The 15573-nt window shown below is 68.1% G+C and carries 10 protein-coding genes; 4 read left to right on the forward strand and 6 right to left on the reverse strand.

The features are described from left to right. Positions 1 to 90: 90 nt before the first annotated feature. From ACT54R_RS04490 to ACT54R_RS04505, 4 genes are all read right to left on the reverse strand, one after another. A complete protein-coding gene (locus ACT54R_RS04490) occupies positions 91 to 1554 on the reverse strand; it encodes a tripartite tricarboxylate transporter permease (RefSeq protein WP_210254623.1) in 1464 nt (487 codons plus the stop codon). Positions 1555 to 1812: 258 nt separating this feature from the next. Beyond that, positions 1813 to 2349 carry a tripartite tricarboxylate transporter TctB family protein gene (locus ACT54R_RS04495; protein ID WP_476324078.1) on the reverse strand — a complete coding sequence of 179 codons (537 nt, stop codon included), beginning with the start codon at positions 2347 to 2349 and terminating at the stop codon, positions 1813 to 1815. A 252-nt stretch (positions 2350 to 2601) separates the two neighbouring features. After that, complete coding sequence (locus tag ACT54R_RS04500) at positions 2602 to 3618, reverse strand: tripartite tricarboxylate transporter substrate-binding protein (RefSeq protein ID WP_168459893.1); 1017 nt, start codon at positions 3616 to 3618, stop codon at positions 2602 to 2604. A gap of 355 nt (positions 3619 to 3973) precedes the next feature. Continuing rightward, positions 3974 to 4828: an IclR family transcriptional regulator domain-containing protein gene (locus ACT54R_RS04505; protein ID WP_168459894.1), complete on the reverse strand. Its 855-nt coding sequence runs from the start codon at positions 4826 to 4828 to the stop codon at positions 3974 to 3976. A 206-nt stretch (positions 4829 to 5034) separates the two neighbouring features. Between ACT54R_RS04505 and ACT54R_RS04510 the strand changes: the two genes are divergently transcribed. Next, complete coding sequence (locus ACT54R_RS04510; protein WP_168459895.1) at positions 5035 to 6075, forward strand: 2-dehydropantoate 2-reductase; 1041 nt, start codon at positions 5035 to 5037, stop codon at positions 6073 to 6075. 199 nt (positions 6076 to 6274) lie between these two features. Here the strand turns inward: ACT54R_RS04510 and ACT54R_RS04515 are convergent, their stop codons facing one another. Continuing rightward, on the reverse strand, positions 6275 to 6409 hold the full coding sequence (locus ACT54R_RS04515) for a hypothetical protein (RefSeq protein ID WP_476324081.1): 135 nt from the start codon (positions 6407 to 6409) through the stop codon (positions 6275 to 6277). A gap of 453 nt (positions 6410 to 6862) precedes the next feature. On the opposite strand from ACT54R_RS04515, the gene ACT54R_RS04520 reads away from it, so the two are divergent. Continuing rightward, positions 6863 to 7444: a YqaA family protein gene (locus tag ACT54R_RS04520; protein WP_476324083.1), complete on the forward strand. Its 582-nt coding sequence runs from the start codon at positions 6863 to 6865 to the stop codon at positions 7442 to 7444. Positions 7445 to 7471: 27 nt separating this feature from the next. Here the strand turns inward: ACT54R_RS04520 and ACT54R_RS04525 are convergent, their stop codons facing one another. Further along, positions 7472 to 8362, reverse strand: a complete 891-nt coding sequence (locus ACT54R_RS04525; RefSeq protein ID WP_476324085.1) for a hypothetical protein — start codon at positions 8360 to 8362, stop codon at positions 7472 to 7474. A gap of 636 nt (positions 8363 to 8998) precedes the next feature. Here ACT54R_RS04525 and gltB point away from each other — a divergent pair. Beyond that, positions 8999 to 13702, forward strand: coding sequence for a glutamate synthase large subunit (gene gltB / locus ACT54R_RS04530; protein ID WP_476324087.1), 4704 nt, complete (start codon positions 8999 to 9001; stop codon positions 13700 to 13702). Positions 13703 to 13899: 197 nt separating this feature from the next. Next, positions 13900 to 15321 (forward strand): glutamate synthase subunit beta, encoded by a 1422-nt coding sequence (locus ACT54R_RS04535; protein ID WP_476324089.1) that lies wholly within the window; start codon positions 13900 to 13902, stop codon positions 15319 to 15321. The last annotated feature ends 252 nt before the right edge of the window (positions 15322 to 15573 follow it).

A 15573-nucleotide genomic window follows, 5' to 3' on the forward strand; every position in this document is an offset into this window, starting at 1 on the left:
AAATCGGTTGCGCGCTGCAGCACGACCCAAGGGCATGAGGGTCCGAACGGTAACGGGCGGAAGCTGTGCTCCCGCCCGTCATCTTGAGCCTCACTCGGCGGCCGCCGCTTCCTTGTGCCCGTTGAGGCGGGCCATCACCTTCGACACCAGCGGCCACACCAGCATCACCAGCGCGAGGGTGACGATGGAGCCCACCAGCGGGTTGGACCAGAAGATGGAGAGGTGGCCCTGCGAGACCAGCATGGCCTGCCGGAAGGACGATTCTGCCATGTCGCCCAGCACCAGGGCCAGCACCAGCGGCGCCAGCGGATACTGCAGCTTCTTGAACAGGTAGCCGATGACGCCGAAGACCAGCATGACGGCGATGTCGAGCCCGGCATTGTGCACCGTGTAGGCGCCCACCGCGCAGATCACGAGGATGATCGGCGCGATCACGCTGAACGGGATGCGCAGGATGGCCGCGAAGATCGGCACGGTGGTCAGCACCACGATCAGGCCGGCGATGTTGCCGAGATAGATCGAGGCGATGAGGCCCCACACGAAGTCCTTCTGCTCCACGAACAGCAGCGGGCCGGGCTGGAGGCCCCAGATGAGCAGGCCGCCGAGCAGCACCGCCGCGGTGGGCGAGCCGGGGATGCCCAGCGTGAGCATGGGCAGCAGTGCCGAGGTGCCGGCGGCGTGGGCCGCCGTCTCTGGCATGATGACGCCTTCCAGCTCGCCCTTGCCGAAGTTGCGCCCGTTCTTGGAGAACTTCTTGGCGAGGCCGTAGCTCATGAAGGAGGCCGGCGTGGCGCCGCCGGGGGTGACGCCCATCCAGCAGCCGACGATGGCCGAGCGCAGAAGGCCCGCCCAGTATTTGGGGATCTGCGCCCAGGTGTGCAGCACCACCTTGGGATTGATGGACGCGCTCTTGCCCTTGAAGGCGAGCCCCTCCTCCATGGTGAGCAGGATCTCGCCCACGCCGAACAGGCCGATGACCGCCACCAGGAAGTCGAAGCCGCGCAGAAGCTCCACCGACCCGAAGGTCATGCGCAGCTGGCCGGTTACCGTGTCGATGCCCACCGCCGCGAGGGCGAAGCCGAGCATCATGGCCGCGAGCACCTTGGCCGGCGGCTCCTTACCCATGCCGACGAACGAGCAGAAGGTGAGGAGGTAGACGGCGAAGAATTCGGCCGGGCCGAACTGCAGCGCGAACTTCGCGATGACCGGCGCGAGGAAGGTGATGAGCAGCACGGCGAAGAAGGCGCCGATGAAGGAGCCGGTGAAGGCCCCCGTCAGCGCCTCGCCGGCCTTCCCCTTCTGGGCCATGGGATGCCCGTCGAAGGTGGTGGCCACGCTCCAGGGCTCGCCGGGAATGTTGAACAGCACCGAGGTGATGGCGCCGCCGAACAGCGCTCCCCAATAGATGGAGGAGAGCATGATGATCGCCGACACCGGCGACATGGAGAAGGTGAGCGGCAGCAGGATGGCGACGCCGTTGGCGCCCCCCAGCCCCGGCAGCACGCCGATGAGGACGCCGAGCGCGATGCCGACGAACATGTAGACGATGTTCATGGGGTCGGCGAGGACACCGAACCCTCCGATGAGTGACGTGAGCGCTTCCACGGGGTCCTCCGTTGCGCCCCCCGGCCGCTTCTATGGCGGCTCACGCGGGTCGGGCGCGTTGCCTGTTGTGCGTCGATGATCGCGAATCGATGAGTGGGCGTCGGATCGCCCGGACCCGCCGGGCGCAGCCGGGCGGAGATCGTCTTTTGCCTCCCGCCGCCCCCGCTGGGCGGGCGCGCGGGCGGGACCGCGGCAGGGTGCCGGCGGTCAGTAGCCGAGCGCGGTCTCGAGCGGGCCCTTGGGCAGCGGCACGAGGAACCAGATCTCGAACATGACGAAGAGGGCGAGCGGCACGCCCACGGCGACGGGGATGATCTTCGCCACCGGGTACTTGCCGAGCCACCACATGAAGAAGGCGATGAACACCGCGGAGGCGAGATAGATTCCGAGGAGGAAGATCAGCCCCACATAGATTGTCGTCGGGATGAACACCTGCATCACCGAGACGAGCTGCGAGCGATCCACGAAGTTGCCGAGGTCCGGATGGCGGCTCACCAGCGCCTGCACCAGCGTGGTGGTGGAGGCGATGAACATGATGAGGCCGACATAGAAGGGGAAGTAGCCGGCCTGCGGGCCGTCCGACGCCCAGCGCGCGCCCACGCGCCAGCTGTCGGCCATGACGACGGCCGCGAGGGCCATGAAGATCAGCGCCACCACCACGTCCATGGTGCGGTTGGTGACGGTCTTCTCATTATGCGCGGTGGGGGCGGTGTGTCCGCTGTCAGTGCGCGTTTCAGTGCTCATGGGGTCAGATCCTTGAAGCGCCCCGCGCTCGGGCATCCTTCTCAGGCATCCTGCGGGGCTTCAAACGGGGCCGGTCACGGCCGGGGCGCACGGCGGTCAGGTTCCGCGCGGCGTCCCGGATGGGCTTCCCAGATCGGCGCGAAGGGTCGGCGGCCGGCCCGGCTCCGCGTGCGGCGAAGCCCCTGCCGTCCCTGCCCTTCCGGCGCCCGCGGCTCTGCGGCCACACGGCACCGGCGCCGCGAACCTCATCGCTTATTTCGCGACGAAGCCCGCCTTCTCCATGAGGTCCTTGTGCGTAGCCTCGGCCTTGGTGAGCCAGGCGGCGTATTCGGGACCGCTCAGGGCCGTCGTATTGAAGGCCCCCTTCTGCATGAAGTCCTGCCAATCCGGCGTGGCGCGGACCTTCTTGAACAGCTCGACGAAGTAATCGACCTGATCCTTCGTGGCATTCGGCGGCATGAGGATGCCGCGCAGCATCAGATATTCGATATCGAGGCCGGATTCCTTGCAGGTCGGGATGTCGTTCCACGACTTGCCGTTGGCGATGGGCTCCTTGTAGGGCAGCCGCTCATAGTCGAACACGCAGAGCGGCTTCAGCTCGCCCGCGCGCCACTGGGACACCGCCTCGATGGGGTTGTTGACCGAGGCGGTGACATGCCCGCCGACCAGCTGGGCCGCGACGTCGCCGCCGCCCTTGTAGGGCACGTAGATGAACTTGGCGCCGGTCTTCTGCTCGATGGCAGCGGTGATGATCTGGTCTTCCTGCTTGGAGCCGGTGCCGCCCATCTTGAAGGTCTGGTCGCCGGAGGCCGCCTTGAGCGCGGCGAGGAAGCCCTTCACGTCGTCATAGGGGGCCTTGGCGTTCACCCACAGGACGAATTCGTCGAGCGCGAGCATGGAAACCGGGGTCATGTCCTTCCAGGAGAAGGGGACGCCGGTGGCGAGCGGGGTGGTGAAGAGATTCGAGAGGGAAATGATGATCTTGTGGGGGTTCCGGTTGGACCCCTTCACGTCCAGGAAGCCTTCGGCGCCGGCGCCGCCGGACTTGTTGATGACGACGAGCGGCTGGCTCATCAGATTGTTCTTCTGGACGATGCCCTGGATCATCCGCGCCATCTGGTCGGCGCCGCCGCCGGTGCCGGCGGGCACGATGAATTCCACGGTCTTGGTAGGCTCCCACGCCGCATGGGCGATTGCCGGCGCGAGCGCCGTCGTGACCGCGAGCGCAGCCACACCTCTCCTGACGATCTTGGCGATTGCCGAATGCATCTGATTTTCCTCCCCACGTCCGCGTTGTTTTTTGTGCGGATCGCAATTCCAGAGCTTGTTTCAGCCGGCGCCTGTTGCGCCGGGCAAGTTCCCGAGAACATTTCTGCTCGTCCAACCCCTGGGCTTAGCCTCTATGGAGCAGACGACAACGGGACTTCAGCCTGTTTTGACATCGCGCATTTTCACCAATACGCGATTTTGCCGGCATTTTAGTTGGCGTTCCCACCGTTGCCGTTACGGCGGCTTGGCAAGAGTATAGACCAAGGGAGGGGTGTCAATTGGAATTTTCAATTCGGAATTAGGTACGTTGTATGCCACAACTTTGGAATACTGTATTCCAGTTAGGGAAGGCCGCCTACCGGAAGGCGGCGTAGTCCTGCGGCAGGGTCTCATCCGCACCCGAATACAGGCGCGTCATCTGTTCCGCCGCCGCCGCGACCCGCCGGCCGAGGCGCTGGATGCGATCCTCGCTCATGCGCACCGCGGGACCCGACACCGACACCGCGCCGATGGGCTCGCGCCACTCGTTGAGAATGGCCGCTGCCACCGCGCGCATGCCGGGGGCGTGCTCCTCCCGGTCCACGGCGAAGCCGCGCTCCAGGATTTCGGAGACGTCGTCCATCAGCGCCCGCTCCTCGCGGCGGGTGGCGGTGGTGAAGGGCTCGTAGCGCACCTGGGCGAGGCACGCGCCGCGGAAGGACGGACTGGCGGCGGCGAGCACCGCCTTGCCGGCGGCGGTGGCATGCAGCGGCAGCCGCGCGCCGAGGCGGAAGAAGGCGCGCACCGGCGCATGGGCCTCCGCCTGCGCCACCACCACCAGCTCCATGGCATCGAACATGGCGAGGTTCACGGTCTCGTCGGTTTCGTGCAGCAGGCGGCGAATCACGGGGCGGCCGATATCCGGCAGCTTGCGGATGCGCAAATAGGCCGAGCCGATGCGGAACAGGCCGAGCCCCACCGTCCAGAGCCCGGTGGAGAGGTCGTGATTGACCAGCTGTCGCTTCTCCAGCGTGGTCAGAAGGCGATGCACGGTGGAGACGGGCAGTTCGGCGCGCCGCGCGATCTCGGCCAGCGCCATGCCGTCCTGGTCCGCCACCACGCGCAAAAGGGCGATGGCGCGATCCAGCGACTGGACCTCGGCCCCGCCCTCCGACGCCGTGCCGGAGGCCGGCCGTCCCCTGCGCCGCGGTGCGAGCTCGGTGTCCGGCATGCCGCATTCTCCTCCCGTTTGGTTGCCCAACAAACTATCGTTCCCCTCGCCCCCGTCCACCCCGCGCGCTGCCCCTGCGTCAAATTTTCCACGTTGCGGAATTAATTTCCATAAGTATGGTGGCCAGCACTTGCCGAACGGCGGGGCTGCCCGCTAATCTGGTATACATAATACGACACAGATCGCGCACAGCAGGGAGGATCGCCATGAAGGTATGCATTTACGGTGCCGGGGCCATCGGCGGCTATCTGGGCGTGCAGCTCGCGCACGCCGGCGCCGAAGTCAGCCTGGTGGCCCGCGGCGGCCATCTGGAGGCCATGCAGACCAATGGCGTGAAGCTGCTCATCAACGGCGAGGAGCGCGTCGCCAAGGTGCGCGCCACCGACGATCCGCGCGAACTGGGCCCGCAGGATTACGTCATCATCGCCCTCAAGGGCCATTCGGTACCCGGCGTGGTGGAGCAGATGCGCCCGCTGCTGGGCAACGACACCTCGGTCGTCACCGCCGTGAACGGCGTGCCCTACTGGTATTTCTACAAGAATGGCGGGCCGCTGGAGAACCGCACCCTCGCCACCATCGATCCCGGTGCGAAGCAGTGGGAAGTGCTGCGCCCCGAGCGCGCCATCGGCTGCATCGTCTATCCCGCGACCGAAGTTGTGGCACCGGGCGTCATCCAGCACATCTACGGCGACAAGTTCCCCCTCGGGGAGCCGTCGGGCGAGATCACGCCCCGCGTCACCGCCCTCAGCGAGATGATGGAGAAGGGCGGCCTGCGCGCGCCGGTGATGCCCAACATCCGCGACGAGCTGTGGCTGAAGCTGTGGGGCAACCTCTGCTTCAACCCCATCAGCGCCCTCACCCACGCCACCCTCGACCTGATCGCCGCCGATCCCGGCACCCGCGCCGTGGCCAAGGCCATGATGCTGGAGGCCAAGGCCATCGCCGAGCGCATCGGCGTCAACTTCCGCGTGGACGTGGAACGCCGCATCAACGGCGCCGGCGCCGTGGGCGCGCACAAGACCTCCATGCTGCAGGACCTGGAGCGTGACCGGCCGATGGAGATCGATCCGCTGGTCAGCGTCGTCCAGGAAATGGGCCAGATGCTGGAGATGCCCACCCCGACCCTCGACGTGGTGCTCGCTTTGGTGCGCCAGCGCGCCGCCATGGCCGGCCTCGGCGGCATCCTCGCCAACCCGCCCCTGACCGCCGCCGATCTCGAGCCGCAGAAGAAGGCCGCCGTCCACTGAGCGCCCTCCCCCGATGGCCGGGCCTGCCCGGTCATCGATGCGGCAACGGGCATGAAAATGAAAAGGCCGGGCGCTTGCCCGGCCTTTTTCATACTTGCGTTGCTTCATTAAAACTGCGCGGCCATCGACCTGACACCCGCCGCTGGTCCATCGACCGAGGACGGGAGGCGCCCCGATGGGCGCCTTGATCGGGATGCGATCAGTTGCTCTCGGTCTGCTGAGTGGCAGGCGAGGCGGGGGAAGCGGCGTCGGCCGGCTGGCTGGCGTTCAGCGCCATGCCTGTCAGCACATAGCCCAGCACGAGAGCGGCAAACACGGCGATTCGCTTGGTCATCCTCGATCCTCGGAACTTGCGTCGCGGCTTCCGTTGCCGACGGCACCCTTGCGGCGGTGCAGCACGTTTACGCTTCCCGTGCGGCACCGGAGCTGAATGAGTGTGTCAGCACCGGTTCATAAAGACTGAACGGCACCGGGGTGTTCCCCGGAAAATCGTCCGGGGCGTGGCCCGCCCCGCCGGCACCGCGACCGGGGTGACGCCCCCGCGACTCGACCGCAGCGAAACCGGGTTTACACCGCGCCGCGCCACGTGTCTGTGTCCTGCGAGTCACAGCGCCCTTGCGTGAACCGGGGTGGTAAAGCATCGGTTTACGAGCGCAGGCGTGGCCATGCCCGCGGCCCGGAAGGCACCCCCGGCGCGGGCCGGCGAAAGGCCGCGCGGCGCGGCGCTTTACTCGGATCCGTCGAGGCTCTAAGCGAAAGCACTCTTCCGCAACGCAGCAAGGCGCCCATGCTCCGCAAGCTCTACGACTGGATCATCGCGTATTCGGCGAAGCCGTCGGCGCCCTGGGCCCTCGCCATCGTGGCCTTCGCGGAAAGCTCGGTGTTCCCGGTCCCGCCGGACGTGCTGCAGGTGCCCATGACGCTGGCGCGGCCCGACAAGGCCTGGCGCTACGCCCTCATCGCCACCATCGCTTCGGTGCTGGGCGGCCTCGTCGGCTACGCCATCGGCGCGCTGCTCTATGACAGCGTGGGCAAGTTCCTGATCGAGCTGTACGGCTACGGCCAGAAGGTCGACCAGTTCCGCGCCGCCTACGCCCATTACGGGCACTGGGTGATCCTGCTGAAGGGATTGACGCCCATCCCCTTCAAGCTGGTCACCATCACCTCGGGCTTCGCCGACTACAGCCTGTTCTGGTTCATCGTGCTGTCGGTCATCACCCGCGGCGCGCGCTTCTTCCTGCTGGCGGCGATCCTGTACTATTTCGGCCCGTCGGCGCGCGAGTTCATCGAGAAGCGGCTGGGCCTCGTCACGCTGGGCTTTCTCGCCATCATCGTGATCGGACTGGTGGCCGCGGCCTATCTGGCGTGAGGCCGCGGGCCTCTCGCTGACCTTCTCTTACTGACCTTTCGGACGCGACAGGACCGAGGCGGTGCCCGCCGACGCGCTGTCGGTGGTCGCCGTGCCAGCGCCCGCCTTGCGCTTCTGCGGCTGGGCGGCGCTCACGGGCGGAGCCGGCGTCGCGGAGGGCGCGGCATTGGCCGATTGCTGGGCCGCCGTCTGGCCTGCGGGCGCGTTGGCGCTCGCGCCCGGTGCCGGCTGGGCCGCAGGGGCGGCGGCAGCGGGAGCGGGAGAAGGCGCAGGAGCGGCGGCGACCGGCGCCCCGGTGACCGGCGTGGATGGGGCGACCGCCGAAGGCGCGGGCGTTACGGCCGCCATGGTCGCCTCGGGCGGCCGCTGGGGCGGCAGCGGCGCCGGGGTGCCCGCCATCGCAGGCGCGGGAGCGGGGGCGCTGTAGGCGGGCGCCGGAGGCGGAACCGCGCGCGCCGTCGCCGGAGGCGCCGCACGCTGGGGCGCGGGATAGGGCGCAGGCGCGGTCACGGCCGGTCCGCCCGGAATATTGCGGGCGCTGACCACCCGGCCGGTAAAGGCGTTTACCCGCAGGAGCGCCCGCCCCTCCTGGTCGGAGGCGGCCACCAGATAGAAGCGGCCGGAGAGCTTCGGGGCACCGATGTTCCAGTAGCCCAGGCTCTGCGCGATGGCGCGGATTTCCTCCGGCGGCAGCACCGGATAGCGCGCCTGCGGAACGGCATACGCGCCGCCCGGATAGGTGCCGGGGGGATAGGCGCCGGGCGGCACCGGATAGCCGCGCGGCGCGAGGCCGGGCTGGCCCTCATAGATCAGCACCTGCGCCGCCGCCGGCAGCGCGCTGCCGAAGAGAAGGGCAGAGACGGCGGCCGCGCGCAGCACCGGCCGGGAGCCGAGGGGAAGTGAGACGGTGTGGCGCACGGCGCTGCTCCGGAACAGTGGAAACCTGCGGCGGTCGGCCGTTCTCCCCTGCTCCACCCCATGCGCATGCGCGCAGGCGAGGGCAAGGCCTGAGGAACGGCCCGATTCCCGATCACATAAGCCTTTCAATGCGGCAGCCGTGGGACGGGCGCCGGCGGCGGAAGCGGGACGCCCGCCGGCTTTCGCCACGGCGTCGGCAGCCGCCCCGAAATCCCGTTGCGCGAGGACCAACCGCCCCGTACCGTTCTTGCGTCAAACGCTCCGGCCGCGCAATTTTTCGCCAAATTGGCGGTTTCTGCGCCATCGTGGCGCTTGTGAGGCTGCTGCTTTTCTGGCATCTTCGCCGAGATAGGGCAGTCCTGCTTCCCTATCTCCCGTGCGCGCCGAATTGCCGAGCTTACGTTCCAAGGGGCCGGCCCGTCGCCGGCCGAGGCCGGACGGGGGCGCATTTCTGCGCGGCGCGGCTGTGGTGCAAAAGTTGCAAAGCAGGTATCGGATATCGCCGGGACGTCCCGTCCGGGCGAAGGGGGTTCGGCGCCCGGCGCGATGCGCAGGGGCGCCGACAATCTGGGGAAGGCCGGCGGCGAAGCCGGCGAATGCGGGCGGCGTGCCGCCCTATGGAAAAGGAATGGTCAGATGGCACCGATGGATCGCAAGGATGGCTTGATCGGAAGCGTGGCTCACACTGCCGCCGCCGTGAAAGACACGGCGATCGTTGGCCGTCCGGACGCCTTCGGCCTGTTCGACCCGGCGCACGAGCGTGACGCCTGCGGCGTCGGCTTCATCGCCGACATCAAGGGCCGAAAGAGCCACCGCATCGTGCAGGACGGCATCAACATCCTGCTCAATCTGGAGCACCGCGGCGCGGTGGGTGCCGATCCGCGCGCCGGCGACGGCGCGGGCATGCTGGTGCAGATCCCGCACAAGTTCTTCGCCAAGGAGGCCGCCCGCCTCGGCTTCGCCCTGCCCGAGCCCGGTGAATATGCCGTCGGCCACATCTTCATGCCGCGCGATCCCGAGGGCGAGGCCATCGTCCGCGCCGCCTACGAGCGGGTGGTCGCCGAAGAGGGCTTCGCGCTGATCGGCTGGCGCGACGTGCCCACCGACAATTCCTCCCTCGGCGTCAGCGTGCTGCCCACCGAGCCCAAGCACGTGCAGATCTTCATCGGCCGCGGCGAGTTCGCGGGCGACGAGGACGGCTTCGAGCGCCGCCTGTTCGTGCTGCGCAAGGTGATCTCCAACACCGTCTACGGCGCCAAGGACCCGCGCACCGCCGGCTATTATCCGGTGTCGCTCTCCTGCCGCACGCTGGTCTACAAGGGCATGTTCCTCGCCGACCAGCTGGGGGCCTATTATCCGGACCTGCATGATCCGGACTTCGAGAGCGCGCTCGCCCTCGTCCACCAGCGCTTTTCCACCAACACCTTCCCGGCCTGGCCGCTGGCCCACCCCTATCGCATGGTGGCGCACAACGGCGAGATCAACACCCTGCGCGGCAACGTCAACTGGATGGCGGCGCGGCAGGCGAGCGTGGATTCGGAGCTGTTCGGCGCCGACATCTCCAAGCTCTGGCCCATCAGCTACGAGGGCCAGTCGGATACCGCCTGCTTCGATAACGCGCTCGAATTCCTGGTGCAGGGCGGCTACTCGCTGCCCCACGCGGCCATGATGCTGGTGCCCGAGGCGTGGGCCGGCAACCCGCTCATGGACGAGGAGCGGCGCGCCTTCTACGAGTATCACGCCTCCCTCATGGAGCCGTGGGACGGCCCCGCCGCCATCGTCGCCACCGACGGCCGCCAGATTGTCGCGACGCTGGACCGCAACGGCCTGCGCCCCGCCCGCTACATGGTGACGAGCGACGACACCATCGTCCTCGCCTCGGAAATGGGCGTGCTCACCCTGCCCGAGGAGAAGATCGTCACCAAGTGGCGCCTCCAGCCCGGCAAGATGCTGCTGGTGGACCTCGAGGAAGGCCGCCTCGTCCCCGACGAGGAGATCAAGACCGAGCTGGCCCGCGCCAACCCCTACAAGGAGTGGCTGAAGCACACCCAGCTGGTGCTGGAAGACCTGCGCCCCGTGGAGGCGCGCGAGGTGCGCACCGACGTGTCCCTGCTCGATCGCCAGCAGGCGTTCGGCTACACGCAGGAAGACCTCAAGCTGCTCATGGCGCCCATGGCCATCACCGGCCAGGAGGCCGTCGGCTCCATGGGCACCGACACGCCCATCAGCGTGCTGTCCAACAAGTCGAAGTCGCTGTTCAGCTACTTCCAGCAGAACTTCGCGCAGGTGACGAACCCGCCCATCGACCCGATCCGCGAGGAGCTGGTGATGAGCCTCGTCTCGTTCATCGGGCCGCGGCCGAACATCTTCGACCTGGAAGGCAACGCCCGCCGCAAGCGCCTTGAGGTGCGCCAGCCCATCCTCACCAACGAGGACCTGGAGAAGATCCGCTCCATCGGCTTCATGGAGGAGCGGTTCGACACCCGCACGCTGGACATCACCTATCCGTCCGACAAGGGCGCGGCGGGCCTGGAGGATGCCGTCGAGCGGCTCTGCGAGCGCGCCGAGGCGGCCGTCCATGGCGGCTACAACATCATCATCCTGTCCGACCGCCTCGTGGGCGCGGACCGCATCCCGATCCCGGCGCTGCTCGCCACGGCGGCGGTGCACCACCACCTCATCCGCAAGGGCCTGCGCACCTCGGTCGGTCTCGTGATCGAGACCGGCGAGGCGCGGGAAGTGCATCACTTCGCCTGTCTCGCCGGCTACGGCGCCGAGGCCATCAACCCCTATCTCGCCTTCGAGACCCTGCTCTCCATGAAGGACGAGATTCCGGAGGAGGTGGACGACAAGGAGATCGTGAAGCGCTTCATCAAGTCCATCGACAAGGGACTGCTGAAGGTGATGTCCAAGATGGGCATTTCCACCTACCAGTCCTATTGCGGCGCGCAGATCTTCGACGCGGTGGGCCTCTCCTCCGAGCTGGTTCACAAGTATTTCTTCGGCACCGCCACCACCATCGAGGGCGTCGGCCTGCCGGAGATCGCGGAAGAGACCGTGCGCCGGCACAAGCTCGCCTTCTCCGACGCGCCGATCTTCCGCTCGGCGCTCGATGTGGGCGGCGAATACGCCTACCGCATCCGCGGCGAGGACCATGCCTGGTCGCCGGACTCGGTTGCGACCCTCCAGCATGCCGTGCGCGGCAACGCGCAGGACAAGTACCGGGCGTTCGCCGCCATGATCAACGAGGAGGACAAGCGCCTCCTCACCGTGCGCTCGCTGTTTCGCATCAAGGGCGCGGAGGAGATCGGGCAGGCGGGCGTGGACATCTCCGAGGTGGAGCCCGCCTCCGAGATCGTGAAGCGCTTCGTCACCGGCGCCATGTCGTTCGGCTCCATCTCGCGGGAGGCGCACACGACGCTCGCCATCGCCATGAACCGGATCGGCGGCAAGTCGAACACCGGCGAGGGCGGCGAGGAGCCCGAGCGGTTCAAGCCCCTGCCCAACGGCGACAGCATGCGCTCCGCCATCAAGCAGGTGGCCTCCGGCCGCTTCGGCGTGACGGCGGAATATCTCGTCAATTCCGACGTGATGCAGATCAAGGTCGCGCAGGGCGCCAAGCCCGGCGAGGGCGGCCAGCTGCCCGGCCACAAGGTGGATGCGGTGATCGCCAAGGTGCGCCACTCCACCCCGGGCGTGGGCCTCATTTCCCCGCCCCCGCACCATGACATCTATTCCATCGAGGACCTCGCCCAGCTCATCTACGACCTCAAGAACGTGAACCCCGACGCGGACGTGTCGGTGAAGCTCGTTTCCGAGGTCGGCGTGGGCACGGTGGCGGCCGGCGTCGCCAAGGCGCGCGCCGACCACATCACCATCTCCGGCTTCGAGGGCGGCACGGGCGCGAGCCCGCTGACCTCCATCAAGCACGCCGGCTCGCCGTGGGAGATGGGCCTTGCCGAGACCCAGCAGACGCTGGTGGCCAACCGCCTGCGCTCGCGCGTCGCGCTGCAGGTGGACGGCGGCCTGCGCACCGGCCGGGACGTGGTGATCGGCGCCCTGCTCGGCGCCGACGAATTCGCCTTCTCCACCGCCCCGCTCATCGCGGCGGGCTGCATCATGATGCGCAAGTGCCACCTGAACACCTGCCCGGTGGGCGTGGCGACGCAGGACCCCGTGCTGCGCAAGCGCTTCAAGGGCACGCCCGAGCACGTCATCAACTACTTCTTCTTCATCGCGGAAGAGGTGCGGGAGATCATGGCCTCCCTCGGCTTCCGCAAGCTGGAGGAAATGGTGGGCCGCGCCGACGTGCTGGACCAGAAGGCCGCCATCGACCACTGGAAGGCCAAGGGCCTCGACTTCTCGCGCATCTTCGCGGTGCCGCAGGTGCCCGCCGACGTGGGCATCCGCCACACCGAGCGCCAGCACCACCCCATCGAGAAGGTGCTCGACCGCACCCTCATCGCAAAGGCGGCCCCGGCGCTGGAGCGCGGCGAGCGCGTGGAGATCGAGACGCCCATCCGCTCGGTGGACCGCTCCGCCGGCGCCATGCTCTCGGGCGCGGTGGCGAAGGCCTATGGCGGCGCCGGCCTGCCCGACGACACCATCCACGTCACCCTCTCGGGCACCGCGGGCCAGGCCTTCGGCGCCTTCCTCGCGGCGGGCGTCACGTTCGATCTCGTGGGTGAGGCCAACGACTACGTGGGCAAGGGCCTGTCGGGCGGGCGCATCATCGTGCGGCCGCCGGCCAACTCGGCCATCGTGGCGGAGCATTCCATCATCGTCGGCAACACGGTGATGTATGGCGCCACCGAGGGCGAATGCTACTTCCGCGGCGTCGCCGGCGAACGCTTCGCCGTGCGCAATTCGGGGGCAATCGCCGTCGTCGAAGGCACCGGCGACCATGGCTGCGAATACATGACCGGCGGCATCGTGGTGGTCATCGGCCCCACGGGGCGCAACTTCGCGGCCGGCATGTCCGGCGGCGTCGCCTATGTGCTCGACGAGGACAAGAGCTTCGCCAAGCGCTGCAACCTCTCCATGGTGGACCTGGAGCCGGTCGAGGAGGAGGAGGATCTCCTGGAGCGCCTCCACCACCACGGCGGCGACCTGGAGTTCAAGGGCCGCATCGACGTGCAGGGCGACATGTCCCGCCACGACGAGGAGCGCCTGCACCAGCTCATCGCCAAGCACCTGCACTATACGGGCTCGGCGCGGGCGCAGCAGATCCTCGACAACTGGGCGGACTATCGCTCCAAGTTCGTCAAGGTGATGCCGGTGGAATACCGCCGCGCCCTGCGCGAGATGGAGAAGCGCCGCGGCCTCGCGGCGGCCGAATGAGGCAGGAGCGTCCCCTCCCCGGAGGGGACGCCGGCCGGCCCGGAGCGGCCGGCGAGCGGGCCGGTCGCCCGTGCGGGAACGCGCGCGAAAACCGAGTCCTCAAGCTGGAACAATTCTTGTAATGGAACTGGTGGTGCGGCACGCGGAGACATCCGGCGCGCGCGGCGGTTCCCTCAAGGTTCGCCAACGAGGTTTTTATGGGCAAGGTCACGGGGTTCCTGGAGATTGATCGGCGCGAGCAGAAGTATCAGCCCGCATCCGACCGCATCCGCCATTTCCGCGAGTTCACGCTGCCGCTGCCCGACGCCGAGGTGGAGAACCAGGCGTCGCGCTGCATGGATTGCGGCATCCCCTTCTGCCACGGTCCCACCGGCTGCCCGGTCCACAACCAGATCCCGGACTGGAACGACCTCGTCTATCGCAACGAGTGGGAAGAGGCCGCGCGCAACCTCCACTCCACCAACAATTTCCCCGAGTTCACCGGCCGCATCTGCCCCGCCCCGTGCGAGGAAGCCTGCACACTGAACCTCGAGGACGTGCCCGTTACCATCAAGACGGTGGAGCAGGCCATCGCCGACAAGGCGTGGAAGAAGGGCTGGATCAAGCCCGAGCCCGCCGAAGTGAAGACCGGTAAGACTGTCGCCATCGTCGGCTCCGGCCCCGCGGGCCTTGCCGCGGCCCAGCAGCTCGCCCGCGCCGGCCACGACGTGCATGTCTATGAGCGCGAGCCCAAGGCCGGCGGCCTGCTGCGCTACGGCATCCCCGACTTCAAGATGGAGAAGCACCACATCGATCGTCGGGTGAAGCAGATGGAGGCGGAAGGGGTCACCTTCCACTACAACGAGAACATCGGTGTGGTCCGCCCCCTGCAGGAGCTGCTCGACACCCACGACGCGGTTCTGCTCGCCGGCGGCTCCGAGGCCCCGCGCGATCCCGGCCTGCCCGGGCAGGAGATGGAGGGCGTGCACTTCGCCATGCCCTATCTCGTGCAGTCCAACCGCCGCGAGAGCGACGAGCCGGTGAACGAAATCCCGATCCTCGCCGGCGGCAAGCATGTGGTGGTGGTGGGCGGCGGCGACACCGCCTCCGACTGCGTGGGCACCGCCTTCCGCCAGGGCGCGCTCTCGGTCACCCAGCTCGACATCCGCGCCGTGCCTCCCATGAAGGAGGACAAGCTGGCGGTGTGGCCCTTCTGGCCCACCAAGTTCCGCACCTCCTCCTCGCAGGCCGAGGGCGCCGAGCGCGAGTTCGCCTGCGCGACGCTGGGCATCGAGGGTCGCAACGGCCGCGTCACCGGCGTGAAGTGCGCCCGGGTGGATGCCAAGCGCCAGCCCATCCCCGGCACCGAGTTCGTGCTGCGCGCCGATCTCGTCTTCCTCGCCATCGGCTTCGCCCATCCGCTGTTCGCCGGGCTCATCGAGCAGTCGGGCGTGGCGCTGGACAAGCGCGGCAACGTGAAGGCGGACGAGGAGGCCTATGCCACCTCCGTGCCCAAGCTCTACGCCGCCGGCGACATGCGCCGTGGCCAGTCGCTGGTGGTCTGGGCCATCCGCGAAGGCCGCCAAGCCGCCCACGCCATCGACAAGGACCTGATGGGCGCGACGACCCTGCCGCGCTGAGGGTTTCCCGGACCAGCGGCGGCGCAAGAGCAGACTGTTCCCCGGACAAGCGACGGCGATAGCCGGAGCGCTGATCCGGGGTCCAGCGCAAGACTCCCCAAGCCGTCATCGCCCGGCTTGTCCGGGCGATCCACGGTGTGGTCCGGTCAATCCTCCGGACATTGCTCCAGCGGCCCGGTGGATCGCCCGGACAAGCCGGGCGATGACAAGCGGATATAATCCTGCTGGGCCCCGGCTCGCATTCCGCTTGCG

This window comes from Xanthobacter sp. DMC47, assembly GCF_056313845.1.